Source organism: Nocardiopsis synnemataformans (assembly GCF_965343085.1).
Classification (GTDB): domain Bacteria; phylum Actinomycetota; class Actinomycetes; order Streptosporangiales; family Streptosporangiaceae; genus Nocardiopsis; species Nocardiopsis alborubida.
In genome coordinates this window covers 35,099-59,219 of record NZ_CBDRFA010000051.1, presented here as the reverse complement: position 1 = coordinate 59,219, position 24,121 = coordinate 35,099, and the positions used below count along the sequence as shown (strand labels likewise).

The 24,121-nt window shown below is 72.9% G+C and carries 25 protein-coding genes and 2 pseudogenes; 14 read left to right on the top strand and 13 right to left on the bottom strand.

Translation table 11 applies throughout. The annotated features are described in order from the left end of the window. The 4 genes from ACSIH6_RS25900 to ACSIH6_RS25885 all read right to left on the bottom strand — a co-directional run. Positions 1–687: aminotransferase class IV family protein (locus ACSIH6_RS25900; protein WP_435110917.1), on the bottom strand; the 687-nt coding region annotated here is incomplete at its 3' end. 129 nt (positions 688–816) lie between these two features. After that, complete coding sequence (locus ACSIH6_RS25895) at positions 817–1,419, bottom strand: class I SAM-dependent methyltransferase (RefSeq protein WP_435110916.1); 603 nt, start codon at positions 1,417–1,419, stop codon at positions 817–819. Between the two features lie 57 nt (positions 1,420–1,476). Next, the gene (locus ACSIH6_RS25890; RefSeq protein WP_435110915.1) at positions 1,477–1,632 is read right to left on the bottom strand and encodes a DUF397 domain-containing protein; all 156 of its coding nucleotides are present in this window, start codon (positions 1,630–1,632) and stop codon (positions 1,477–1,479) included. A gap of 11 nt (positions 1,633–1,643) precedes the next feature. Beyond that, entirely contained in the window at positions 1,644–2,342 is a 699-nt protein-coding gene (locus tag ACSIH6_RS25885; RefSeq protein ID WP_435110914.1) for a Scr1 family TA system antitoxin-like transcriptional regulator, read from the bottom strand. Between the two features lie 143 nt (positions 2,343–2,485). Between ACSIH6_RS25885 and ACSIH6_RS25880 the strand changes: the two genes are divergently transcribed. Further along, a complete protein-coding gene (locus tag ACSIH6_RS25880) occupies positions 2,486–2,818 on the top strand; it encodes a hypothetical protein (RefSeq protein WP_435110913.1) in 333 nt (110 codons plus the stop codon). 127 nt (positions 2,819–2,945) lie between these two features. Here the strand turns inward: ACSIH6_RS25880 and ACSIH6_RS25875 are convergent, their stop codons facing one another. Further along, positions 2,946–3,656, bottom strand: coding sequence for a GntR family transcriptional regulator (locus ACSIH6_RS25875; RefSeq protein WP_435110912.1), 711 nt, complete (start codon positions 3,654–3,656; stop codon positions 2,946–2,948). A gap of 346 nt (positions 3,657–4,002) precedes the next feature. Here ACSIH6_RS25875 and ACSIH6_RS25870 point away from each other — a divergent pair, with 346 nt between their 5' ends. From ACSIH6_RS25870 to ACSIH6_RS25845, 6 genes are all read left to right on the top strand, one after another. Beyond that, entirely contained in the window at positions 4,003–5,253 is a 1,251-nt protein-coding gene (locus ACSIH6_RS25870; RefSeq protein WP_435110911.1) for an NRAMP family divalent metal transporter, read from the top strand. 114 nt (positions 5,254–5,367) lie between these two features. Then, entirely contained in the window at positions 5,368–6,135 is a 768-nt protein-coding gene (locus ACSIH6_RS25865; protein WP_435110910.1) for a LamB/YcsF family protein, read from the top strand. Positions 6,136–6,181: 46 nt separating this feature from the next. Further along, positions 6,182–6,799 carry a 5-oxoprolinase subunit B family protein gene (locus ACSIH6_RS25860; RefSeq protein WP_435110909.1) on the top strand — a complete coding sequence of 206 codons (618 nt, stop codon included), beginning with the start codon at positions 6,182–6,184 and terminating at the stop codon, positions 6,797–6,799. A 110-nt stretch (positions 6,800–6,909) separates the two neighbouring features. Beyond that, positions 6,910–7,836, top strand: coding sequence for a 5-oxoprolinase subunit C family protein (locus ACSIH6_RS25855; protein WP_435110908.1), 927 nt, complete (start codon positions 6,910–6,912; stop codon positions 7,834–7,836). A gap of 125 nt (positions 7,837–7,961) precedes the next feature. Next, positions 7,962–8,744, top strand: coding sequence for a putative hydro-lyase (locus ACSIH6_RS25850; RefSeq protein ID WP_435110907.1), 783 nt, complete (start codon positions 7,962–7,964; stop codon positions 8,742–8,744). Between the two features lie 72 nt (positions 8,745–8,816). Then, positions 8,817–9,302, top strand: coding sequence for a ferritin-like domain-containing protein (locus ACSIH6_RS25845; protein ID WP_435110906.1), 486 nt, complete (start codon positions 8,817–8,819; stop codon positions 9,300–9,302). Positions 9,303–9,449: 147 nt separating this feature from the next. On the opposite strand, the gene ACSIH6_RS25840 is transcribed toward ACSIH6_RS25845, so the two are convergent. From ACSIH6_RS25840 to ACSIH6_RS25830, 3 genes are all read right to left on the bottom strand, one after another. Further along, the gene (locus ACSIH6_RS25840) at positions 9,450–11,012 is read right to left on the bottom strand and encodes a vWA domain-containing protein (RefSeq protein ID WP_435110905.1); all 1,563 of its coding nucleotides are present in this window, start codon (positions 11,010–11,012) and stop codon (positions 9,450–9,452) included. Between the two features lie 112 nt (positions 11,013–11,124). Beyond that, positions 11,125–11,808: an ABC transporter ATP-binding protein gene (locus tag ACSIH6_RS25835; protein WP_435110904.1), complete on the bottom strand. Its 684-nt coding sequence runs from the start codon at positions 11,806–11,808 to the stop codon at positions 11,125–11,127. Next, positions 11,805–12,902: an FtsX-like permease family protein gene (locus tag ACSIH6_RS25830; RefSeq protein WP_435110903.1), complete on the bottom strand. Its 1,098-nt coding sequence runs from the start codon at positions 12,900–12,902 to the stop codon at positions 11,805–11,807. The genes ACSIH6_RS25835 and ACSIH6_RS25830 overlap by 4 nt, the downstream gene beginning before the upstream one ends. Positions 12,903–13,072: 170 nt before the next feature. Here ACSIH6_RS25830 and ACSIH6_RS25825 point away from each other — a divergent pair, with 170 nt between their 5' ends. Further along, positions 13,073–14,338: a sensor histidine kinase gene (locus ACSIH6_RS25825; protein WP_435110902.1), complete on the top strand. Its 1,266-nt coding sequence runs from the start codon at positions 13,073–13,075 to the stop codon at positions 14,336–14,338. A gap of 107 nt (positions 14,339–14,445) precedes the next feature. Beyond that, entirely contained in the window at positions 14,446–15,072 is a 627-nt protein-coding gene (locus tag ACSIH6_RS25820; RefSeq protein WP_435110922.1) for a response regulator, read from the top strand. A gap of 82 nt (positions 15,073–15,154) precedes the next feature. Here ACSIH6_RS25820 and ACSIH6_RS25815 read toward each other — a convergent pair whose 3' ends face one another. Both ACSIH6_RS25815 and ACSIH6_RS25810 read right to left on the bottom strand, forming a co-directional pair. Then, positions 15,155–15,763, bottom strand: coding sequence for a hypothetical protein (locus tag ACSIH6_RS25815; protein ID WP_435110901.1), 609 nt, complete (start codon positions 15,761–15,763; stop codon positions 15,155–15,157). A gap of 261 nt (positions 15,764–16,024) precedes the next feature. Continuing rightward, on the bottom strand, positions 16,025–17,065 hold the full coding sequence (locus ACSIH6_RS25810; RefSeq protein ID WP_435110900.1) for a GlxA family transcriptional regulator: 1,041 nt from the start codon (positions 17,063–17,065) through the stop codon (positions 16,025–16,027). Positions 17,066–17,136: 71 nt separating this feature from the next. Here ACSIH6_RS25810 and ACSIH6_RS25805 point away from each other — a divergent pair, with 71 nt between their 5' ends. After that, positions 17,137–18,465 carry an MFS transporter gene (locus ACSIH6_RS25805; RefSeq protein WP_435110899.1) on the top strand — a complete coding sequence of 443 codons (1,329 nt, stop codon included), beginning with the start codon at positions 17,137–17,139 and terminating at the stop codon, positions 18,463–18,465. A 5-nt stretch (positions 18,466–18,470) separates the two neighbouring features. Beyond that, a complete protein-coding gene (locus tag ACSIH6_RS25800) occupies positions 18,471–18,986 on the top strand; it encodes a hypothetical protein (protein WP_435110921.1) in 516 nt (171 codons plus the stop codon). Positions 18,987–19,420: 434 nt separating this feature from the next. Here ACSIH6_RS25800 and dctA read toward each other — a convergent pair whose 3' ends face one another. After that, a complete protein-coding gene (dctA, locus tag ACSIH6_RS25795; protein ID WP_435110898.1) occupies positions 19,421–20,956 on the bottom strand; it encodes a C4-dicarboxylate transporter DctA in 1,536 nt (511 codons plus the stop codon). Positions 20,957–21,471: 515 nt separating this feature from the next. Here dctA and ACSIH6_RS25790 point away from each other — a divergent pair. Both ACSIH6_RS25790 and ACSIH6_RS25785 read left to right on the top strand, forming a co-directional pair. Further along, positions 21,472–21,817, top strand: a pseudogene (locus ACSIH6_RS25790) (helix-turn-helix domain-containing protein); the annotation flags it as partial. Positions 21,818–21,912: 95 nt separating this feature from the next. Continuing rightward, complete coding sequence (locus tag ACSIH6_RS25785) at positions 21,913–22,698, top strand: class I SAM-dependent methyltransferase (protein ID WP_435110897.1); 786 nt, start codon at positions 21,913–21,915, stop codon at positions 22,696–22,698. Positions 22,699–22,837: 139 nt separating this feature from the next. Here the strand turns inward: ACSIH6_RS25785 and ACSIH6_RS25780 are convergent. Beyond that, a pseudogene (locus ACSIH6_RS25780) lies at positions 22,838–23,053 on the bottom strand (GNAT family N-acetyltransferase); the annotation flags it as partial. Next, positions 23,017–23,664, bottom strand: coding sequence for an HAD-IA family hydrolase (locus tag ACSIH6_RS25775; protein WP_435110896.1), 648 nt, complete (start codon positions 23,662–23,664; stop codon positions 23,017–23,019). The gene ACSIH6_RS25775 and the pseudogene ACSIH6_RS25780, both read right to left, overlap by 37 nt. A gap of 201 nt (positions 23,665–23,865) precedes the next feature. Between ACSIH6_RS25775 and ACSIH6_RS25770 the strand changes: the two genes are divergently transcribed. Further along, positions 23,866–24,102 (top strand): hypothetical protein, encoded by a 237-nt coding sequence (locus ACSIH6_RS25770; RefSeq protein ID WP_061082061.1) that lies wholly within the window; start codon positions 23,866–23,868, stop codon positions 24,100–24,102. Positions 24,103–24,121: the final 19 nt, after the last annotated feature.

Here is a 24,121-nt window from a genome sequence, read left to right as displayed (position 1 = left end):
GCCCGTGGTGGCGTTGGTGACGAACGCGCCCGCCGTGCGGGTGCTCGCCGCCGAGGCGATCGGCCGGGTGGACACCGGGACGCCGAGGTTCTCGGCGGCCTGGCTGATGAGCGCCGTGGTCACCCCCGGCAGGCAGGGTGCCTGCGGCCAGACCAGGCCGCCGCCGTCCAGGAAGCCGATGTTCCAGGTGGGACCCTCCGAGACGCGGCCGTCCACGCCCATGAACAGCGCGTCGTCGTAGCCGTCCAGCTGGGCGGCGCGGCGCTGGCGGATCGCTCCGAACAGGCCCGTGCTCTTGACCTGCGGAGTGTCGCGGGTGAAGAGGCGGGTGCCCAGGCGGACCGGGGGAGGGGAGGTGTTCGCCGGTGCGGGGCGGGTGCTGACGAGGATGTGGGGGAGCTGGCGGGCGGAGGGTCGGCCCAGGTCCATGTGGGGGTCGAAGACGGTGACGCGGACCACCGAGGGGGAGGGGTGGGCGCGCGCGGAGCGCCGGGCGAGTTCGCGGACCCGGAGAATGTCGAGTTCGACGCCGAAGAGGGTGCGGCAGTCGCGGCTCAGGCGTTCCATGTGCAGGTCGAGTCCGCGGACGCGCAGGTCGGTGACGAGCATGGTGGTGAAGTGGCCGTAGCCGTACAGGGCGAGGCCCGCGAGTTCCCCGGTGCTGACGGGGCGTCCGTTCAGTTCCATGAGGTTTCCATCATGGCATTCCGGGATCTGCGCCATCGGGGTTTCCCCACCGGAACGGGGTGATGAGTACCCCGCGCCGGTCGGGTCGGGGACCCGGTCGCCGGGGCTCGTGTCATCCAGCGGTACGGCTCATCCAGCGGTACGGCGGAACCGGTACCACCGCGGCGAGGTCTGGTTCATCGGCCACCCCAGGCCGCTGGTCTCCGCGTCCTCGGCGGTGAGGAGTCCCCACCCCGGGAACGCGGCCTCGATCTCCGCCCGCGCGACGCCCTCGACGAGCCGCCGGTACCGCGACGGGCCGAAGGCGAGCATCAGCAGGGTGGCCCCAGGCGCGGCGAGGGCTGTCACTCCCCGTCCCTCCGCGGTCCGCTGGTCCGTGTCCAGGCCCTGGAAGCAGCCGATGTCGACGAAGAGGTCGAAGGCGCCCAGGTCGGAGGATTCGAGGTCGGTCACGTCGCCGACGACGTAGGTGACCTCCGCCGGGCCCTTGCGGCGGGCGGCCTCGATCGCCTCCGGCACGACGTCGACGCCCACCGCCTCCCACCCGCGCCGGGCCAGCTCGGGGGTGAACTGTCCGCGCCTGCAACCGACGTCCAGCGCCCGCCCGGGACCGCTCGAACGTGACTGCGCCTCGCGGTCGAGCAGAGCGCCGAGCTGCGCCGTCCCGCCCGCTGCGCCGTAGCGCTCCCAGGGGGTGAAGCCGAGACGGTACATCCACGCGTATTTCGTCATGGCCTCAAGGTAGGGCGGCCTCTCAGTGCGAGCCTTTCGCCCCCTGCCTGGCGGCGTCTACGCGGTGGTTTCGCTGGTCAGGAGGGCGGTCCATTCGACTGCGGGGAAGGAGAGGGTCGCCGCGTCACGGTTCTGCGTGTCGCGCAGCTCCACGCGCTCCGACAGTCGTGTCTCGACGCAGTTCGATGACGACGCGCTGTAGGACGACTTCACCCAACGGTCCGTCACTGCATCAACCTCCGAAGCTTTTCGGCACTGGACATCGGAGGCAAGGCTAGCGCGTGTGCATCCCTGACAAGCTCACGAACCCTGGGAAGGACGGCGTCGCCATACACCGCGTCTCCTTCGAGGTGATCAGAGAGCGCAACCTCTTTCCCATCCCTCAGCCGAAACAGGGTGAATGGGCCAGGAATGCCCAGAAGCAGTGTCCCCTCAGGAAGCAGGTGTAAGGCTACTCGGCTGGGGAGCGACAGCATGTGTTCGATCTGTGCTGTGCGAACCGCTTCGGGAACGCCTGTCAGTCCGGCCACGGGGAACACCGCGCTGACCTCTGCCGAGATTTGTCCCAGCCGTTCAGAGCGCAGCCGCGCGAGTCGTTCGATGTCGGAGTTCTTTCGACCCGCACGGTAGACGAGTTCCGCGTATGCGGGGCACCACAGGAGGCCAGGGATGATCGCGGGGGAAACCAGGTCGATCCGGGCTGCCGCGCCTTCCAGCTGGTTGCCGTCTCGCAGGAAGGGTGGCAGGTCATCCTTCACCCCGTCCTTCCACGTGGCGAGCAGAGAGCCCTCCGCCTCCAGAGCGGTGTCCAGGGCCTCCACGGCCTTGCGTGACGGATTGGTCTTTCCCGATAGATATCTGGACAAAGACGCCTGCGAGACACGGGAGCGAGCGGAAAGCGCAGCCTGCGTCAGGCCGCTCATCTGCAAGGAACTTCGGAGGGAATCAGGGAAGCTGGGAGGTTTCACAACAACGATTGTGCAATGCCTTCCATGCCTCTGTCCCGCGTATTCCAGAACTGGTCAGAGAGTGGAGCAATACACCTGGTGAGAGGCACCGTTGGAGCATGGAAGAACGAATGACGGTGCACACCGAGTCCGACCCGTACACCGAGGCGCGGGACGCCTTCCTCACCCAGCGGGGGCTTCCCTTCACCATCGAATGGCGGCGCTTCCCCTGGACCTACGGGGCCGACGTCGACCGCGCGCTGGTCGGCCCCGCCTACCTCGGCAACGTCTGCGTCGGCCTCAAGGAAGGCTGGTCGTGGGGCTACCAGGACCGCGACGGCACCTGGAAACACGTCCAGCGAGACCGACTCGACCTCCTCGTGGAGAGCGTCGTCGAGGACCGCGCGGGCTTCCGTCCCCCGCTCCCGCGCAGGGGCGAGCACACGTCCTGACCGTCAGATCCCAGCAACCTCAACCTCAACCTCAACACCGACAACCAGAGCACGGGGACCACGGAACCGGAGGATTCGTGGTCCTCCGCGCTCCCTGAACCGGACCTCGAAACCCGTGTGTCGGGTGTCAGTCCCGCTGCTGTTCCATGGCGGTGAACGCGGTGACCAGCTGGTTCTCGGAGGTCGCCAGGTAGGCCGTCAGCTCGTCCGCCGCACCGTCCGCGTTCCCCGAGGCCAGCAGGGTGTGGATCCTCCGGTTCCAGTCCAGGTACGGGACGTGGAACTCGCGGGGCGCGTCCATCACGTGGAACACCAGCCGGGTCTCGGCCAGCACCTGGCTCATGAACTCGTTCACCCGCGCGCTCTCGGCCAGCCCGGCCACGGCCTGGTGGAAGCGCATGTTCGCCGTCCCCATCCGCCACCAGTCCTCGCGTCCGCGCGCGGCCTCGCCCTCGTCCACGGCCGCCCCGACCAGCCGCACCGCCTCCTCGTCCGGGTCCACCGCGCCCCGCAGCGCGGGAAGCTCCAGGGACCGGCGCACCTTGAACAGGTCGCGGACGTCCTCGCTGGTGGGTAGGCCGACGAACACGCCCCGGTGCATCTGGTGCACCAGCAGCCGCTCGCGTACCAGCAGCCGGAACGCCTCGCGCAGGGTGTTGCGGGAGACCCCGAGTTCCTCGCACAGCCGCTCCTCCGACATGCGCTGTCCCGGCGGGTACACGCCGTCGATGAGGGACTCGCGGAGCAGCTCCGCGACCCGCTCGGCCTGCGTCGGCAGCGGAGGGAGGAGGCGCGTGCGGCCGCTGGGCCGGTCGGTGCGGGCGTCCGTGGCCGTCACAGGTGCTCCTTAAGGGGGCTGGCGTCTGTTACTTCATTGTCACCGACGCGGAGCACTCCCGGGAGAGCGGGGAGCCGACAGAAGTCGGTTCATGGGACCAGTGCGCCGTGGCGCGGTCCCCGGTGCGGCGTCTCCGAGAGTTCTCGGACACCCCTTTCGGAGGTTCCTCCAACGACTCTTCTGGGCAGGGTGGGGCGAAGAAACACTCCTGCAACACAGGTGACCTGGGTTTTTTGCATACCGACTCTTTACCCGTCTTGTTGGATTGAAGTATCGTTCAACAATCCAACGATGGCGCGGTCGGTTATCGCGTCACCGACCCACATCGGACCCCTTGGAGTGACCCATGGGCGACACACCCCCCGCACCCCCGAAGGTGCGCCCCCGTGTCGGGCGGATCGCGATCAGCAGCAGCCTGCTCGGTGCGATGTTCCTCATGGCCACCAGCGCCATCGGCCCCGGCTTCATCACCCAGACCACCACGTTCACCGCCGAGCTGGGCGCGACCTTCGCGGTCGCGATCCTCATCTCGATCCTGGTCGACATCGCGGTCCAGCTGAACATCTGGCGGGTCATCGGCGTCGCCAACACGCGTGCCCAGGACCTGGCCAACAAGGTCCTCCCCGGCGCGGGCTACCTGCTGGCCGCGCTCATCGTCTTCGGCGGCCTGATCTTCAACGTCGGCAACCTCGCGGGCACCGGCCTGGGCCTGAACGCCATGATCGGGTTCGACACCCAGCTCGGCGCCGTCCTGTCCGCGGTACTGGCCGTGGTCATCCTGGGCGTCAAGAAGCTGGGCATGGCCCTGGACCGCATCCTGGTCGTGCTGGGTCTGGCCATGATCGTGCTGACCGTCTACGTGGCCTTCGTGTCCCAGCCCCCGGTCGGCGAGGCCCTGCGCCAGGCCGTCCTGCCCGAGCGGTTCGGCGCGGACGTCTTCCTGGCCACCGTCACCATCATCGGCGGCACCGTCGGCGGCTACATCACCTACGCGGGCGTGCACCGCCTCGTCGAGGCGGGCCAGGGCGGACGCGAGAACGTCCGCGCCATCACGCAGACCTCCGTGACCGGCATCATCGTCACCGGCGTCATGCGCGTGGTCCTGTTCCTGGCCATCCTCGGCGTCGTCGCGGGCGGCGCCGACATCATGGCGTCCGCCAACCCCTCCGCCGAAGCCTTCCGCCAGGCCGCGGGCGAGGTCGGCGTGCGCCTGTTCGGCGTGATCCTGTGGGCCGCGGCGGTCAGCTCCGTCATCGGTGCCTCCTACACCTCGATCTCCTTCGTCACGACCTTCCACCCGTGGCTGGAGAAGCGCCGGGGCCTCCTGGTCACCGTCTTCATCGGCGTCTCGCTGGCGATCCTGCTGCTGTCCGGGCAGGCCCCGAACACGCTGCTGATCCTGGCCGGAGCCCTCAACGGCGTGATCCTGCCGGTCGGCCTCGGCATCATGCTGTGGGTCGCGGCCCGCCGCTCCGGCGACCTCCTGGGCGGGTACCGCTACCCGCGCTGGCTGATCGTCATCGGCGTCGCCGCCTGGGCGCTCACCGCGTACATGGCCATCGGCTCCCTGGGCGGCATCGCCGACCTCTGGCAGTAGCCCGCCGGGCGCACGCCCTTCCACCGTCCCCCACCCCCGCCCCGCCCGTAGCGCCACCCGGGCGGGGTAGGTAACCCCGCAAGGGGCAACACGAAAGAACGAGGAGCACCGACGTTGCGCATCGACCTCAACTCCGACCTCGGCGAGAGCTTCGGCCGCTGGGAGCTCGGCGACGACAAGGCCCTGCTGTCCATCGTCACCAGCGCCAACGTCGCCTGCGGTTTCCACGCCGGTGACCCGTCCGTGCTGCGGCGCACCACGCTCGACGCCGCGGCCGGGGGAGTGGCCGTCGGCGCGCACGTGGGCTACCGCGACCTGGCCGGGTTCGGCCGCCGCTTCCTCGACGTGCCGCCCGCCGAGCTGACCGACGAGGTGGTCTACCAGATGGGCGCGCTGTCGGCGTTCACCCGCCTGGCCGGGGACCGCGTCCGCTACGTCAAGCCGCACGGAGCCCTCTACAACACGATCGTGCACCACGAGAAGCAGGCCGCCGCGGTCGTCGCCGCGGTGCGCGAGTTCGACCCCGCCATGCCCGTGCTGGGCCTGCCCGGATCGCGGTTCCTGCGCCTGGCCGAGGAGGCCGGGCTGCCCACCCACCGCGAGGCCTTCGCCGACCGCGCCTACACCCCGGAGGGCACGCTGGTCTCGCGCCGCGAGCCCGGCGCCGTCCTGCACGACCCGGCCGCCATCGCCGAGCGCTGCCTGCGCATCGCCCACGGCGAGCCGGTCGAGGCCGTCGACGGCACCCCGATCGTCATCGAGGCCGACTCCCTGTGCGTGCACGGCGACAGCCCCGGCGCGGTGGACATCGCCCGGGCCGTGGCCGACCGGCTGCGCGCCGAGGGCGTCGCCCTCGCGCCGTTCACCGGGGAGACCGCGTGATCCCTGCCGGGAGGAAGGGGCTCCCTGTCCCCGCCGAGGAGGCGCCGTGCGTGTCCTGACGTGCGCGGACACCGGTGTTCTCGTGGAGGTCGCCGACCTCGCCGAGGTGATCGCGCTGCGCGCCGCGCTCCGGGTGCGGCCGGTCCCCGGGGTCACCGACGTCGTCCCGGCCGCCCGCACGCTGCTGCTGCGGATCGAACCCGGAACCGACCCCGACGGGGTCGCCGCCGCGGTCACCGGGCTGCCGCTGGCCCCCGGGACCGGGCCGGACTCCGGAGACACCGTCACCATCCCGGTGTTCTACGACGGCGAGGACCTCGACGACGTCGCCGAGCTGACCGGCCTGACCCGGCGCGGGGTGGTCGAGGCGCACACCAACGCCACCTGGACGGTCGCGTTCTGCGGCTTCGCGCCCGGGTTCGGCTACATGGTCGGCGACGACCCGCGCCTGCACGTGCCCCGGCGCGGTGAGGCGCGCACCCGCGTGCCCGCCGGTTCGGTGGCCCTGGCGGGGGAGTTCGCGGGGGTGTACCCGCGCAGTTCTCCCGGGGGGTGGCAGCTGCTGGGCCGCACCGAGGCCCCGATCTGGGACCTGGACCGCGAACCGCCCGGCCTGCTCCGGCCGGGTGTGCGCGTGCGCTTCACCGACGCGGAGGCCTCATGAGTACGCGTGTCGGACGGGCCCGGACGGGATCGGCCCGGGAACAGGTGCAGGAACGGGAGCCGGAACAGGGACGGAAACGGGCTCAGGGACGGGAACGGGGAAGGAACGCGGTGGCGGGTCGGGGAACGGAGTCGGAACCGCGCGAGGGGAACGCGGCGCACGCTCCGGTCTCCGGGAAGGGGCGTTCGGCCCTGGAGGTCGTGGCCGCCGGACCCATGACCACGGTCCAGGACACGGGCCGCTTCGGCCACGCCGACCTGGGCGTGGGCCGCTCCGGCGCAGCCGACGCCGACTCCTACGCCCTGGCCAACCGCCTGCTCGCCAACCCCCCGGGATCCGCCGTCCTGGAGGTCACCCTGGGCGGGCTGCGCGTGCGGGCCCGCGGGCCGGTGACCGTCGCCGTCACCGGGGCCGAGGCCCCGCTGCGGGTGGACGGACGGGGCGCCGCCGTCAACACGGTGCTGCACCTGCCCGACGGGGCGGAGCTGGCCATGGGCGTGCCCGACCGCGGACTCCGCTCCTACCTGGGCGTACGCGGAGGGGTGGACGTCCCGCCGGTCCTGGGCTCGCGCAGCACCGACGTCCTGGCCGGACTGGGACCCGACCTGCCCGTGCCCGGGACGCTGCTCCCGGTCGGTCCCGCGCCCGAGGACCTCCCGAACGTGGACCACGCCCCCGCTCCGCCCGTCGGCGGACCCGAGGAGGTCCTGCGGGTGGTCCTCGGTCCGCGCGAGGACTGGTTCACCGACGAGGCCGTCCGGACACTGCTGTCGTCCGCGTACGAGGTCACCCCGCGCAGCGACAGGGTCGGCGCCCGCCTGTCCGGTCCCGTCCTGGAACGCGCCCGCTCCGGCGAACTGCCCAGCGAGGGCATGGTCGCGGGGTCGCTCCAGGTGCCGCCGGGCGGAGAGCCCGTGCTGTTCCTGGCCGACCACCCCGTGACCGGCGGTTACCCGGTGGTGGCCGTCGTGTGTTCGGCGGACCTGCCCAGGGCCGCCCAGGCGCGCCCCGGAACCCGCCTGCGCTTCACCCTCTGACCGGCCGGGCCCCGCCGGAACGGCGGGCCCCCGACACGACCGCGGACCCGGTTCCGTACCGGGAAACGGGCCGCGGCGCCGCGTGGCGACCCCGCCCGCCGCACCCGGAACGAAAGGCAGAACCGTTGACTTCTCCGGCCGACCTCTCCCCGTCCCAGGCCCGCGCGCTGTTCCGCGACGGCCTGCGCGTTCCCACCTCCGGCTACAGCGCGGGCTACGCGCAGGCCAACCTCATCGCGCTGCCCCGCGAGGCGGCCTTCGACTTCCTGCTGTTCGCCCAGCGCAACCCCAAGTCCTGCCCGGTCCTGGACGTCACCGAGCCGGGCCAGGTGGGCGCCTCCGTCTTCGACGGCGACCTGCGCACGGACCTGCCCGCCTACCGGGTCTACCGCGACGGGAGGATGGTCGAGGAGCGCACCGACGTCACCGACCTGTGGCGCGACGACCTGGTGGCCTTCCTCATCGGGTGCAGCTTCACCTTCGAGACGCCCCTGCTGGAGGCCGGTGTGCCGGTCCGCCACATCGAGGCGGGCAGCAACGTGGCCATGTACGCCACCAACCGGCCGTGTCGCCCCGCGGGCCGGTTCAGCGGTCCGCTGGTGGTGTCCATGCGGCCCATCCCCGCCGACCGGGTGGCCGACGCGGTGCGCGTCACCTCGCGCTACCCGGCGGTCCACGGAGCCCCGGTGCACGTGGGCGACCCCGCCGCGCTGGGCATCGAGGACCTGGACCGGCCCGACTACGGCGACGCGGTGGAGGTGCGCCCCGGCGAGGTCCCGGTCTTCTGGGCGTGCGGGGTCACCCCGCAGGCGGCCGTGACGGCCTCCGCCCCGGAGTTCGCCATCGGGCACGCCCCCGGACACATGGCCATCACCGACGCGCGCGACTCCTCATACCAGGTGCCCTGACGTTTGTCGCCGAATCCCCGGGGGTAGTCGCGGGCCCAGGGCCGAGTGACACGACGAACGAAGGGAAACGGTGTGAACAGCCGCGAGCAGCTGATCGACTGGCTCAACGACGCCTACTCGATGGAGAAGTCCCTCGAGGAGACTCTGGAGAGCCACGCCAAGGACGCGGAGAAGGACCCCGAGGTCCACGCCCGCATCACGCGGCACATCGAGGAGACGCGCGAGCAGGCCGAGACGGTGAAGGGATGTATCGAGTCCCTGGGCGGCAGCGTGTCCAAGGTCAAGAGCGCTCTGGCCGGGATGATGGGTTCGGTGCAGGGCATCGCGAACAGGCCCGCGGGCGACACCATGGTCAAGAACGCCCTCTCCGACTACGCCGCCGAGCACTTCGAGATCGCCTCCTACCGCGCGCTGATCGAGGGCGCCCGCGCGCTCGGCGAGGAGCAGATCGCGCTCAAGCTGACCGCCATCCTCCACCAGGAGGAGGACATGGCCCGCTTCCTGGAGCAGAAGCTCCCGGGCGCGGTGCGCACCGCGCTGGCCGACGCCGAGCGCTAGTCGTGTCGCGGGAGACGCCCCGCGCGACGGCACCCGGACGCCCCGGAGAGGCAGCGCCTCCCCGGGGCGTCCGCCTGTCGGGCGCCGCCCTGGTCGCGGCCCCCGGCTGGCTTCCCCGGCCGGAACCGGGATCCGCACGGGGCCGCCTCAGGAATCCTGCGGGGGCGCGTCCCGGTCGGGGGTGGGGCGTCCGCCGTCGGCCTGCTGACCCCGGATGAGGCGCCTGCGGCCACCGCGACCGGAGCCCTGACCGGGATCGCGGTCGTCGCCCCGGGCACCTCGACCGGAGCCGCGGGAACCCCGGTCGGAACCGGGTTCGCCGTCCCGGGCCCCGCGTCCACCGTCCCCGGACCGGTTCCCGCCCTCCCCGACCTGGTTTCCGCCCTCCCCGGCCCGGTGTCCACCGTCCTGCGCGGTCCCCGGACGCTGACGGCCGCTCTTGCGCGAGTAACCCGACTGGCTCGCGTACAGCGACTTGGAGACCCGGGAGGCGTCGCCGGTCCGGGTCATCCCCGCCATCCACCGCAGTTCCTCCATCTGCGCGAGCACCTCCGGGGGCGGAGCCGCCGCCCGCGCCCCGTACCCGGCGGCACCGGCGGGCGCCACCGGCGGCATGTGGTCGGCCAGGCCCGCCCGCGCGTCCTCCAGCAGGCCCGCGGCGCCGAAGCGGTCGCCCCGACGCATGGCCTCGCTGGCCTTCCTCTTGGCGGTCTGCGCCCGCTGTAGGACCTCCTCGGCGCGCACCTCCGGCCGGGGCGCCCGCTCGTCGGCCGCGCCCTCCGCGACCACGCCGAGTTCGACGGGCAGGGACACGGTGCGGCTGGCCAGCGTGACCGGGTCGGCGTAGGTGACCTCCAGCGTGGCGACGGTGCCCGGCGCGGACAACCCGAAGACCTCCAGGCGCAGCAGCAGGCGGCGCCGCTCCCCGGAGTGGAAGTCGCCCAGTTCGACCACCACCGACCCGTCCGCGAGCTGGTGGGAGGGCATCTCGCCCACCACGGAGACGGCGCGCAGGAGCGGACCGGACGGAACCCGCAGCGACACGGCCTGCGCGGTCTTGGCCAGCAGGTACTCGGCCTCTTGGGCGATGAGGCCGCCCGCGGTGTCGGGGTCCTCGGCGAACAGGGCGCTGCCCGCGCCGCCGTCGGCCACCGCGCCGAGCAGTTCCTCGTCGTAGCCCAGACCGTATCCCAGGGTCGTGGTGGTGACCCCGTGGGAGTAGGCGTCGGCCGCCACCTGTCGGAGCAGGTCGTGGTCGGTGACGCCCTGGTTGGCGTGCCCGTCGGAGATCAGCAGCAGGGTGGCGCCCCGGTCGGCTCCGGCGCGGCGGGCCTCCTGCACGCCGCGCATCAGCCCGCTGGACAGGTCGGTGCCACCCGACGCGTGCAGTCCGGAGATCAGGCGGCGCACCCGCGCCTTGTCCTCCAGCGGTCCGCAGGGCACCTCGACGCGGGCCTGTCTGTTGAAGGACACGAGCCCGAAGTTGTCGGAGGGCGCGAGCCGCTCCACCAGCGAGAGCAGGGCGCGCACCGCGCCGTCCAGGCGTCCTCCGCCCATGGACCCGCTGCGGTCCAGCACGACCTGGAGGGTCGCGGGCGGGCGTTCGGTGTCCTCCTCGCGTTCGGGGGCGGTGATGTCGACCAGGGCGGACACGGCGTCGTCGGTGTCCCGGGGGACGGCGTCGAAGTCCAACAGCGCTGACAGGTGCATGCGGTCTCCGGGGGGTCGGGGGCGTGGCCCTCCAGCCTAGGAAGCGGAGACGACGTTCGCGCGGTCCGGAGTGGCCGGATGGGGCCATCTCCGGGCCGCGCACCCGGGGCCGCTACCCGGCCGGGCTCGGCGTGGCCAGCCTCCCGTCGCGCATCTCCAGCACACGGTCAGCCGACCCCAGGTACTCGGTGTCATGCGTGACCAGCAGCGTCGCCACACGGAACGCCCGGGTGGCCTCACCGAGCAGGTCCATGATCCGGGCGCCGCGTTCGTGGTCCAGGGCGGCCGTCGGCTCGTCCACCAGCAGGGCGCTCGGCCGTCCCACCAGGGCGCGGGCGATGTTCACCCGCTGGCGTTCGCCGCCCGACAGCTGGTGCGGGCGCCGGTGCTCCTTCCCGGACAGGCCCACGGCGGCCAGCGTCTCCAGCGCCGCGGCCCGCGCCCGTCGCAGCGGGCGGGAGCGCATGTGCTCGGTGACCACCAGCTGTTCCACCGCCGTGAGCGAGCCGATCAGGTTCGGCTGCTGGAAGACGATGCCCACCTCGCGCAGGCGCAGTTCGGCCCTCTCCCTCGGCCGCAGTCCCAGGGTGTCGGTGCCGCCCACCATCACCGTGCCCGAGTCCGGCCGGACCAGGGTGGCGGCCACCGCCAGCAGGCTCGACTTGCCCGAACCGGAGGGGCCGACCACGGCGGCGGTCTCCCCGGGCCCGACCCGGACCGACACCCGGTCCAGGGCGGTCACCGATCCGTCGCCGTCGGGGTAGGTCAGGGTCACGTTCCGCAGTTCCAGGCTCATCGGACTCCTCCCAGTGCCGTCAGCGGATCGACGGCGGTGACGCGGTGCACGGCCAGGACCGCGCCGAGCATGCCCAGTACGACCAGCGCGGCCACCGGACCGAGCGTGGTGGCCGGTACCAGGCTGAAGGGCAGGGAACCGGCGGCCACCGCGCCCAGCGCCACCCCGGCCGCGCCGCCGACGGCGGCGCCCGCGGCCAGCACCACGAGCGCCTGGGCGAGCGCGTCGCGCAGCAGGTAGCGGGTGGAGCCGCCGAGCGCCTTGAGGATGGCCACGTCACCCGAGCGCTGGATGGTCCACACGGTCAGGAACGCGCCGATGACCAGCGCGGAGATCGCGTACAGGAACCCCTGCATGGCGACCAGCGAACCGTTCTCCGAGGAGAACGAGCCGATGGCGGAACGGCTGTCGGCGAGGGTTGCCGAGACGGTGCCCGCCGCGTCGTCGGCGTTGTCGGCGGCCTCGTCCGACACCGCTTCGGCGGCGACCACGTTCGCGACCGGCGCGTCGTCGCCCCCGGCGTGCCGCACGCGCGGGTCCAGTTCCCGCCAGGTGTCGATCCCGATCCACACGGCCGGGGTGTGGCTGTGGTGGCGGGTGCCGGTGACGGCGTCCACGACCAGCTCGGACCCCGCCACGGTGACGGTGTCGCCGGTGCTGACCCCGAACTCCTCGGCGACCTCCTCGCTCACCACCAGCCCGCCTTCCCCTTCGAGTCCCTCCGGTGCCAGTCGGCCGTCCGGTACGACGCCGAACAGTGCCGTGGCGGCGGACTCCCCGTCCCCGAACCCGAGGCGGCTCTGGGTGAGGCCGAGCGGCTCGGCCCACCGCACGCCCTCGGCGGCGGTCCAGGCGTCGAGCTGCCCACCGGTGACGGTGCTGTCCGCGTAGGACTCCTCGGGATCGCCGTCCCCGGACGTGCCGAAGGCGACGTGACTGGCGGGCAGGCTCGTGACCGCTGAGGTGGACTGGTCGGCCAGCCCGGCCGTCAGCCCCGACAGCAGGACGACCAGCAGGGTGATGAGGGCGACCACGGAGCCCATCAGCGCGAACCGCCCCTTGGCGAAGCGGATGTCGCGAAGGGCGACGAACACGGCGGTCCTCCTTTCCGGAGGTACTCGGTTGTTGACGTGTTCCAGGCTCACGCGCACCACCCCTCACGCGCATCGGGGAAAAGGTGCGTCCGCGCGGGCCCGGGAGGTGGAGGGCGAACTCCATCGAACGGTTGACGCGCCGGAACCCGGACCCGTCGTACGCTGCCGGAATGGGGCACGGCAGGGGACGGGCGCCCGAACCGCCCGGGGCGGCGCAGGTGCTGCGGGCACTGCGCCTGCTGTTGCACGCCTGCTTCCTGTTCCTGCTGGCGGTCGCCGCCGTCCGGTACGGGCTCTCCGCCGCCGCCCCCGCCCCCGCCCCTCCCACGTGGGTCCGGTGGACCGTCCCGTGCGGCGCGGTGCTGCTCGGCGCCGTCTACTGCGCGGGAATCCCGGCCGCGGGGCTGCGCCCCGACTCCGGCTTCCGCCCGGGCGCGCGCCGCGCGCGGGCCCTGGTGTGGCTGGCCTCGGTCACCGCGCTGTGGGCGCTGCTGGCGTGGGCCGCCCCCGACTTCGTGTGGCTGGCCTTCCCCCTGTACTTCCTGCACCTGCACCTGCTGCGCGGGGCACACGCGGTGGCGGCGGTCGTGGTGATCACCGCGGCCGCGGTCGCGGGCCAGGTCCTGCACAGCGGGGACCTCACCCCCGGCAGCGTCCTCGGGCCGATCCTCGGGGCGGCGTTCGCGGTGGCCATCGGCGCCGGGTACACGGCCCTGTCCCGCGAGAGCGAACGACGGCGCGAACTCATCGACACCCTCACCCGCACCCGCGACGAGCTCGCCGCCTCCCAGCGCCGTACCGGCGTCCTGGACGAGCGTGAACGCCTGTCCCGCGAGATCCACGACACCCTCGCCCAGGGCCTGTCCAGCATCGTGTTGCTGCTGCGCTCCGCCGAGAACGCCCTGCCCGGAGACCCGGAGCTGGCCGCCACCCGGATCGCGGAGGCGCGCGGAAGCGCATCGGACAACCTCGCCGAGGCCCGCCGCTTCGTCCGCGACCTCGCGCCGCCCTCACTGGCCGGGGGCGACCTGCCCGGGGCGCTGGAGCGGCTGTGCGCCCGGACCGGGTCCGGTTCGGGGACGGACTGCCGGTTCCGCCTGGACGGGGAGCCCGTGGTGCTGCCTCCGGGGTACGGGGTCGCCCTGTTGCGCGCCGCGCAGGCCAGTCTGGCCAACGTGGCCGCGCACGCCCGGGCGGCCAACGCCGTGGTCACGCTCGGCTACCTGGACGGCGAGGTCACCCTGGACGTGTACGACGACGGAGTCGGGTTCGCTCCGGAGGAGACCGGGCCGCGGCGCGACGGCACCGGTTACGGGCTGGCGGCCCTGCGCGACCGGGTGGCCGCCCTCGGCGGACGGCTCGACGTGGAGTCGGCGCCGGGCGAGGGCACCGCGGTCGCCGTCCGCCTGCCCCTGACCAGGAAGGAGAGCCCGTGACCGACGTCCCCGAGGGATCCGGGAGCCCAGGCGGCCCCGACCGTCCCGGCGGAGCCCCGCCACCGAAGGCCCGGGGCACTGGAGGGTTCCCGCTGCGCATCCTGCTCGTGGACGACCACCCGGTCGTGCGCCACGGACTCAAGGCGATGTTCTCCGAGCGCCCCGACATGCTCGTGGTCGCCGAGGCCGACGACGGCCGGGCCGCCCTGGACGCGCTCGCCTCCGCCGCCACCGGAGGCACCTCCGGCGTGGACGTGGTCCTCATGGACCTGCGGATGGGCGCGGGCATGGACGGCGTGACCGCCATCCGGCGGATCACCGCGCTCGACTCCCCTCCGCCCGTGCTGGTGCTGACCACCTACGACACCGACGCCGACATCCTCGCGGCCGTGGAGGCCGGGGCCACCGGCTACATGCTCAAGGACGCCCCGCCCGACCAGTTGTGCGCGGCCGTGCACGCCGCGGCCCGGGGGCAGACGGCACTGGCCCCCGACGTGGCCAACCGCCTGATGGACCGGCTGCGCTCACCCCGTCCCGTGCTCAGCGGCCGGGAACTGGAGATCCTCGGACTGTTGGCGCGCGGTCTGTCCAACAGGGCGATCTCGCGGGAGCTGTTCATCAGCGAGGCCACCGTCAAGACCCACCTCGTGCACGTCTTCGACAAGCTCGGGGTGGACAACCGGACGGCGGCGATCACCACCGCGCTCCAGCGCGGCATCATCCGCGTGGAATGAGGGGCGGCCCGCCGTCGGAGGGGAACGGCCCCGCCACGACGCGACGGGACGACCGTCGTCGGCACGGGTCCGGGGCGGGGCCTCAGACCCGGCGCAGACCCAGGCGGTGCAGCTCCAGCGCGGCCAGCGCCTCCACGGTTCTCCGGTCGCCGGAGTGCCAGGCGCCCGCCGGGTCCTCGTGCGTACCGGCCAGCCGGGACGGGGACGCCGAGGTCAGGGCGCGCAGGGCCAGCAGCCGGGACCGCGCCTCGGGCGCGAGCCCGCGCAGCCGCTTGGCGGCGCTGGCGCGGCGCACCCACCGGGCGCGCATGGGCAGCCAGGTGGAGGCGAGCAGCAGCAGCGGGAGCACGGCGGTCAGCAGCGGCAGGGCCAGCGCGAGCGAGGCCACCGTCTCCTGGAAGGAGACCCCGGCGGCGGTGAGGGACCCACCGGTCTCGCTCATGTTGGTGAACGGTGCGGCCAGGGCCTCCCCGGCCAGGGGCACCTGCCGGGCCTGCTCGGCCGCGGCGTCCATGTGCTCACTGAAGCCCTCGCCCGTGCTCACCATGAGTTCGCCGGGGCGGTCGAGGGCCATGAGGGTCTCGCGCAGCGACAGCGCCGCGCTGACCCACGCGTACACCCAGGCGGCGGCGAGCAGGTCGGAGGCGAACTGGAGGAACGCGCGCACGGGGTACTCGGCGTAGAGCTTCACGGGGCCTCCCGGGGGTGGGGGTGGGCGTGGGCGGAGACCCACGGTTCCCCGTTACCCGTTCCGGGACCCCTCACGCCGCGAACCGCGCCGCCACGGGCGGTCCCGCACCCGTGGCCCGCTCTCCCGCGCCCCGCCCCGCGCCCCGGTACCGTCCGGAACCACTCCGGACCGTACGCCGTACCGAACGCTCTGCCGGGGACGTCCCCGCTGGGGAGCCCGCCGCCCGCGGCACCGGCCAGGGACCCCGAATCCCGGACAGGTTCAGGACGCGTCCGGTGCGCCCCGGAAGGTACGCCGGTAGGCGCTGGGGGACACCCCCAGTTCGGCGTGCATGTGCTGGCGCAGTGACGCCGCCGTGCCGAAACCCGCCTCGTGCGCGATCCTGTCCACCGGCAGGTCCGACTCCTCCAGCAGCTGCCGGGCCCGGTCCAGGCGCTGTTGGGCTACCCACTGGCCGGGCGAGAGCCCCACCTCGTCGCGGAACCGCCGGGTGAAGGTACGCACGCTCATGGCCTCCTGGAGGGCCATCTCCCGCAGGCCCGGCTGGAGGTGGAGGTGTTCCAGGGCCCAGGCGCGCGCCCGCCCCGTCGCGGCCCGCCCCGTCGCGGCCCGCCCCGTCGCGGCCCGCCCCGTCGCGGCCCGCTCCGGCGCGGGCACGGGACGGCGGATGTACTGGGCCTGGCCGCCGTCGCGGTGGGGCGGGACGACGGTGCTGCGCGCCACCTCGTTGGCCACGGCGGCGCCGTGGTCGACGCGGATCATGTGCAGGCTCAGGTCGATGCCCGAGGCGACCCCGGCGGCGGTCAGCACACGCCCGTTGTCGGTGTACAGCACGTCCGGATCCAGGTCGATGCCGGGGTACATGGCGCGGAAGTAGCCCGCGGACTTCCAGTGGGTGGTCACGTGGCACCCGTCCAGGAGCCCGGCCGCGGCGAGCACGAACGCACCGGTGCAGATCGAGGCCACGCGCGCGGTCGGCGGGATGCGCGCGACGGCCGCGGCCAGAGCCGGTGCGAGGGGGGCGTGCGGGCGTTCGCCGTAGTCCTCGTCGGCGGCGGGCAGGATCACCGTGTCGGCCTCGTCGAAGGCCTCCGGCCCGTGGGCCACGTTGATCGTGAAGTCGGTGTCGGTGCTGACCTCCCCCGGTTCCAGTGCGCAGGTGACGACCTCGTAGAGCAGCTCCCCGTTGGCGCCCTGGGCCTGGCCGAACAGGCGGTGGACGATGCCCGACTCGATGGGCAGCAGACCGTGCCGGACGAGGACGGCCACGCGGTGGCGGCCGGACCGCGAAAAAATCCTCATGGCCTGATTCTTGCGCATGTTGGCTTTCAGGACACTGTCGGGGGAGGGGTCCCGCGAAGGAAGCTGAGACCATGGTTGAGAACACCGCTTCCGCACGGAAGCCCGCACGCACCCCGTTCCACCGCGCGTGGCTGATCGCCCTCGTCGCGTGCCTGACCATCGTGGCCGCGGCGGCCTTCGCCGCGATGCCCGGAATCCTGACCGACCCCCTGCACACCGAGTACGGGTGGTCCCGCGGGGCGATCGGTATGGCGGCCTCGGTCAACATGCTCGTCTACGGCCTGATCGCCCCCTTCGCCGCGGCGCTGATGGACCGGTTCGGTATCCGCCGCATCGCCCTGGTGGCCCTGGGTGCCGTCGTGGTGGGGGCTGGACTGACCCTTGTCATGACCACCGCCTGGCAGCTGACCCTCTACTGGGGGCTGCTCATCGGCGCGGGCACCGGGTCACTGGCGATGACGTTCGCCGCCACCGTGGCCAACAACTGGTTCGTCGAACGCCGTGGGCTGGTCATCGGCGCCCTGACCGGAGCCAGCGCCTTCGGCCAGCTGGTGTTCCTGCCCGCGCTGGCCTGGATCGTCGACAACCAGGGATGGCGTCCGGCCATCGTGACCCTGGCGCTGACGGCGGGCGCGATGATCGTCCTCATCGCCCTGGTGCTCCGAGACCACCCTGCCGACCTGGGACAGCGCCCCTACGGTTCCCCGGTCTTCGTGGAACGGCCCCGGGCGGACCGGGGCGCGGCGCGCCGGACCGTGGAGGTCCTGTTCTCCTCGGTGCGCAGCCGCCGGTTCTGGCTCCTGGGCGGAACGTTCGCGGTGTGCGGCGCGACCACCAACGGCATCATGTGGACCCATTTCGTGCCCGCCGCCCAGGACCACGGGATGGCCGTCACGGCCGCCGCGGCGCTGGTGTCGACGATCGGCGTCTTCTCCCTGGTGGGGACGATCCTGTCCGGATGGCTCACCGACCGGGTGGACCCGCGCCTGCTCCTGGTCGTCTACTACGTGGGGCGGGGCGTGCTCCTGGCCGCGCTGCCCGCGTTGTTCGGTCCCAGCGCCGGAGCGGCGATGGTGGCCTTCGTCGTGGTGTTCGGCCTGCTCGACGTCGCGACGGTACCTCCGACCATCCTGCTGTGCCGTCGGCTCTTCGGCGTCGACGGAGCCATCGTCTTCGGGTGGGTCAACGCCGTCCACCAGGTCGGGGCGGGGGCCATGGCGGTCTTCGGCGGCTTCACCCGTGACGTGGGCGGAAGCTACGGGCCGGTGTGGCTGATGGCCGCCGCCCTGTGCGGTGTCGCCGCGATGCTGGCCTTCAGGGTTCCGCGCGGCACGGATGTGTCCGACCTCGCGGACGAGGGGTCCGGAGAGGCCCGTGACGACGAGCGGGAGAGGGTGTGAGCGAGATGAGGGACAGTGACATCCAGGATGGGGCCGAGGTCCCCACGGACGCCCGTGCGGGAGTCGGCTCCGGCGCGGCACGCGGGGCCGGGCGCCCGTCACCGCAGTTCTCCGTCGTGCTGGTGGTCCTCGCCGCCCTGGTGGCCTACGTGGGGTTCGCCGGGCTGGAGCAGGGACTGCGCGCGGCGCGCGGTGAGGGCGCACCGGGCGTGTTCACTGTGACGAGTATCACCTGCGTCCAGCACCCCGGGCACGAGTCGTGCACCTGCAACGGCACCTTCACCGGTGTCGGGGGAGGGGAGCCGCGCGGGGTCTACCTGCACGCGGCCGGGCGCGACACCTGCGAGGAAGGCGCACGGATTTCAGCTGTGGACGCCGGGGCCTCCAACCGCGTCTACGGCCCCGACGGCTCTCGGGAGTGGATCCTGTCCTCGCTCATCCTCGCGGCGTGCCTGGGCCTGGTCGGCGGCGTCGCGGCGAACTGGGTGCGCTACCTGCGGCGGGCGGTCCGGACGGGGTGATCCGGACCGCGCCTGCCTTCGCTGACCCGCCTCCGCGCTGACCCGCGTCCGCGGCGAGGCGGACGAGCCGATCGGCATGGACCTGTGCCCGGACCTGGTCACCACCATCCGCGCGGAGCCCGCCGCGCTCGACTCCCGTACCGACGAACTCCAGCGCCACCGCGGAGCCCTCTCCCGGCAGCTCGCGGACTGCTGACCCGGACGCGGGCCGCCCCGGGCGGACCTGGCGGCCCGCCCGGGGCGGTGGGAACCGGTGCCCGTACGAGGGACGGGAGGCGTACGGACACCGGGCGCGGGCCGGGGGACGGGCTGGGAGTGTCCGGCCCGCGGTCTGGAGCCGCGGTCGACCCGGGGGCTCGTGCCGCGGTCGACGGAGTGGACCGTCCGCCGACCGCGGCGAGCCGCTGACCGCGGTCTGGCGCCGCGGCGTGGGGTCAGCCGCGCGGTGCGCCCACGGGGGTGCGCCGGTCCTCGCCCTCGTCACCGGAGGCGTCGGCGGTCCGCGCGTCCTCGGAGGCCGTGTCGGTGCCGGCCGTCTTGACCGCCTCGGCGTCCGCGTCGGCGTCCCCGGCCGTGCCGGAGGCGTCCGAGGCCCCGCCCCCGACGGAACCCTCGGCGGGCTTGTCGTAGCTCATGAGGGCGTCCATGTCGATGCTGTTCGGGTTCCTCAGCGTGTGGGCGAGGCGCTCGCGGTCCAGGCCGCCGGTCCAGCGGGCGATGACCAGGGTGCCCACCGCGTTGCCGATGAGGTTGGTCAGGGCACGGCCCTCGGACATGAAGCGGTCGATGCCGACGATGAGCGCGATGCCCGCCAGCGGGATCACGTCGCCGAACGCGGCCAGCGAGGCGGCCAGGGTCACCAGACCGGCGCCGCTGACGCCCGCCGCGCCCTTGCTGGAGAGCAGCATGAACAGCAGGAGTCCGACCTGGGTCCAGACGGAGATGTCCGAGCCGGTGGCCTGGGCGATGAAGATGGCGCCCATGGTCATGTAGATCGCGGTGCCGTCCAGGTTGAAGGAGTACCCGGTCGGGATGGTCAGGCCCACCACGGACTTCTTGGCGCCCGCGGCCTCCAGCTTGGTCATCATGCGCGGCAGCACCGACTCGCTGGAGGAGGTGCCCAGCACGATGAGGAGCTCGTCGCGGATCAGGCGCACCATGCGGAACAGGCTGAACCCGGCCAGGCGGCTGACGATGCCCAGGACGACGACGATGAACAGGACACAGGTGACGTAGAAGCTGAGCATGAAGTAGGCGAGGCTGCTCAGCACCTGGCCGCCGTACTCGCCGATGGTGAAGGCCATGCCGCCGAAGGCGCCGATGGGCGCCGCGTACATGACGATCCTGATGACGCCGAACATGATGTGCGACATCGTGTCCAGGGCGCGGACCGCGGGCTCGCCGCGCCTGCCGAGCATGGTCAGGGCGCAGGCGACCAGGATGGCCAGGACCAGGACCTGGATCAGCTCGCCGTCCACGAAGGCGGAGAAGAACGAGTCGGGGATCATGTGGAGGACGAAGCCCGAGAAACCGGTTCCGCCCGCCTCGGCCTCGGCGATGGTGTCCGCGGCGTCGGCCTCGTCGAAGGACACGTTCAGGCCCACACCCGGACGCATGATGTTGACGGTGACCAGGCCGATGGCCAGGGCGACCACGGTCAGCGCGGTGAAGTACACCAGGGTGCGCAGAGCCAACCCGCCGGCCTTGGCCAGGTTGCCCAGACCGGCGATGCCCACGACGACGGTGCAGAAGATGGTCGGGGCGATGACCACCTTGACGAGCTTGATGAACAGGTCGGCCAGCCAGCGCATGTCCGCGGCCCAGGCCGGGAGGAGCAGACCGACGGCGATGCCGAGCGCGATACCGACGAGCACCCAGAAGTACAGGTGACGGTAGATGGGCTTCTTGCGTCGGGGCGGTGCCTTGTCGGCACTCTGCCCGGGGGCGGCGGTGCGTCCGGGACTCGGCATGGCCTTCTCCTCCAGGTCCTGTGCGGCGGGTCACAGGAACCTTCACGCCAGAGGCGCGTAACGGCCAACCCACGAGGGGGAAACTTAAGGTTTACCTGACATTTGATCACTTTCGGTGGTGGAGTTCCGGATTCCTGTCCACTGAGGGTGTTTGTCTGTGCGGGTGTTCGCGCGCGTCGGTAGCTCCCTGTGAGGGGTGTGGTGGAAGTGGCTGGACTGCCTGCCAATGCGGAGCGCTCTGACCTGCGTTGACTCTGGTTCGCAGTTCGGTTGGTGGTAACAGAGGGCAACCGTTCCGGTGGCGGGCTCACAACGGGAGCGAGCCTCGGAGGGGCGGGGAGGGGACCCCGTTTTCCCGTCAACCGCGTCGCGCACGGGAGGCGCCAGACCGGGTTCGCCCCTGTGGACAACCCCTGCCCGGTGCCTCCTGTGGACCAGTCCTGCCGGACAGCCCTTGTGGACGACCCCGGCGGACACTCCCTGTGGACGGCCCCGGGCCGACACCCCGCTCGCTCGGCGACCCCGTCGTCGCGCGGGCGCTGGAGCTGGTCCACGAGCGCGTCGCCGAGCCCTGGACCCTGGGAGGCTCTGGCGGTGGAGTGCGCGGTCTCCCGCGCCACTCTGGCCGCGCGCTTCCGGCGGGCCGTGGGCACCCCGCCGATGACCTACCTGCGCACCTGGCGGCTGACGGTGGCCTGCGACCTGCTCACCGCCCGCCCGGGGCTGGGCCTGGAGGCCGTGGCCGCCCGGGTGGGCTACGGGAGCGCGTTCGCGTTCAGCTCCGCGTTCAAGAACCACACGGGCGCGAGCCCGTCCGCGTACCGGGCCGCGCGTGCCGAACGCGTGCCGCACGAGGCCTGACGCCGCCCCCGGGCCCCTTCGGTTAGGTTCGTGTGTCCAGGGCCCGGAGACCGGGACCAGGACCCGGAGACCAGGGCACGGGAGAAGGGAACGCGATGAACGACAGGACCCAGGCGTTCGACCAGCTCAGCGAGGGCTACCGCCGTTTCCGGCCGGGGTACCCCCGGCCCCTGCTCGACCGGCTGCGCGTCCACGTCCTCGCCGGTGCGCGGAGTTCCTGGCCCGAACCCTGGCTCCTGCTCGACGTCGGCGCGGGAACGGGCATCTCCACCCGCGCCCTGCGCCACGTCTTCGGTCCGGGCCCCCGTGTGGTCGGCGTCGAGCCGGGGCACTCCATGCGCGCCACCGCCGCCGAGGAGCCCGACGGGGTCGAGTACGTGGACGGCCGCGCCGAGAAAGTTCCCTTCCCCGACGCGTCGTCCTCCCTGGTGCTGGCCGCGCAGGCCGTCCACTGGTTCGACCGGCCCGCCTTCTACGCCGAGGCCGCGCGCCTGCTCCTGCCCGGCGGCACCGTCGCCGTCCTCAACAACGACCGCGACTGGACCGCCAGCGCGTTCGTCGACGCCCACGAGAGCCTGATGGAGGAGTACGGCGACGACTACCGGCGCGACTACCGCGCCTACGACACCGCCGCCGAGACGGAGGCCCAGGACGGCCTCGTTGACGCCATCGAGTCCACCGCCGTCTGGACGCGCGAACTCGACACAGCGGACTTCGTCGGAAGCGCGCTGTCCTCCAGCAGGATGGCAGCCGTGGTCCGCAACATCGGCGAGGAGCGCACCCGGGAGGCCCTCACCGCGCTCGTCGCCGCGCACTTCCCCGACGGGAACGTGCGCGTCCCCTACGTCACACGACTCCACCTGGCCCGCCGGGCGTCGTAGCCGCGCGCTGTCGTCCGACCGGCCGCGGGGCCCGGCGCGCGGCCGCTCCGGTCCGCGCCCGCTCCGGTCCGCGCCCGCTCCGGTCCGCGCCCGCTGATTCCGCGTTCCTCGGTTCCGCCTTCCCCGGTGCCGCGTCCGGTCAGTCGAGCCGCTTCTTGAAACCGACGCGGGAGGCGGTGTACCCCAGCCGCTCGTGGAAGCGGTGCGCGTCCCCGCGCGAGACGTCCGAGGTCAGCTGGAGGGTTCCCACCACCCGGCCGTCGCGGCGGGCCACCGCCAGGAACTGGTGCGGGTCGGCGTCGATCACCCGGAAGGCCGTCAGGTAGAGGGCAGGGTCCCCGGGAGCAGCAGCGCGGCCACGGCTTCGAGGTTCGCCACCACGGTGGTCGCGTGGTCGAGGTCGTCGGGGCCGGTCGTGGAGGCCACGGCCACTACGGGCATGCCCGCGTCCAGCCCGGAGCGGACGCCGCTCACGGAGTCCTCCACCACCACGCACCGCCCGGGGGCGACCCCCATGCGCTCGGCGCCCAGCAGGTACGGTGCCGGGTGGGGCTTGCCCTCGACCACCTGGTCGGCGGTCACCAGTACGCGGGGGAGGGGCAGCCCGGCCGTCGCGATCCGCGAACGCGCGATCCGGTCGCTCCCGGACGTGACGATCGCCCAGGGGCGCCCGCGCTCGTCGAGTCCGGCCAGGAGTTCGCGCGCGCCGGGCACGACCCGGACGCCGTCCCCGGCGGCGGCCTCGTGGGCCTCGATCCGGGACGCCTCGGTCAGCGGGTCCAGGTGCGGGGCGAAGAGGCGGACCAGGTCCACGTCGGTCCGCCCGTGGTGGTCTTCGAGCACCGCGCCGACGTCCAGGCCGCGTTCCACGGCCCACGCGGTCAGTCCCGCGCGGATGCTCGCGGTGGAGTCCACCAGCACGCCGTCCAGGTCGAACAGCACGGTCGTCTCGTCGTAGCCGCCCACGTCACTCCCTCGTCCGGTCCTCGTTCGGCACTCCAGAGTGCCATCCGCGACCGCGGGGTCGTCGGTGGCGGTACCCCTGTCGGACCGTCGGGAGCGGAGTCCGAGGAGTCCGGAACGGTATCCGGCGGCCTTGCGCCTCTCCGGCGGGGACGTGTCCGGCGGCAGGTGTGTCACCACAGGCATGTCAATTACAGTTGACCCATGGACGCCGAACAGCTGACCGCCCTCGCCCGCACCACCGGAGCCGACGACCCGCTGGTGGGTCTGGACGCCACCGTCCGGCTGCGCAGGGAGATGGAGCGGGTCGAGGCCGTCCTCGTCCGCCGCGCCCGCAACCGGGGCTCCACCTGGGCCGAGATCGCCGAGGTGCTCGGCGTGTCCAAACAGGCCATCCACAAGAAGTACGGCGGCCGGGGGCTCTTCGGCGCGCAGAAGTAGGAGCGCGTCACCGGCCCGG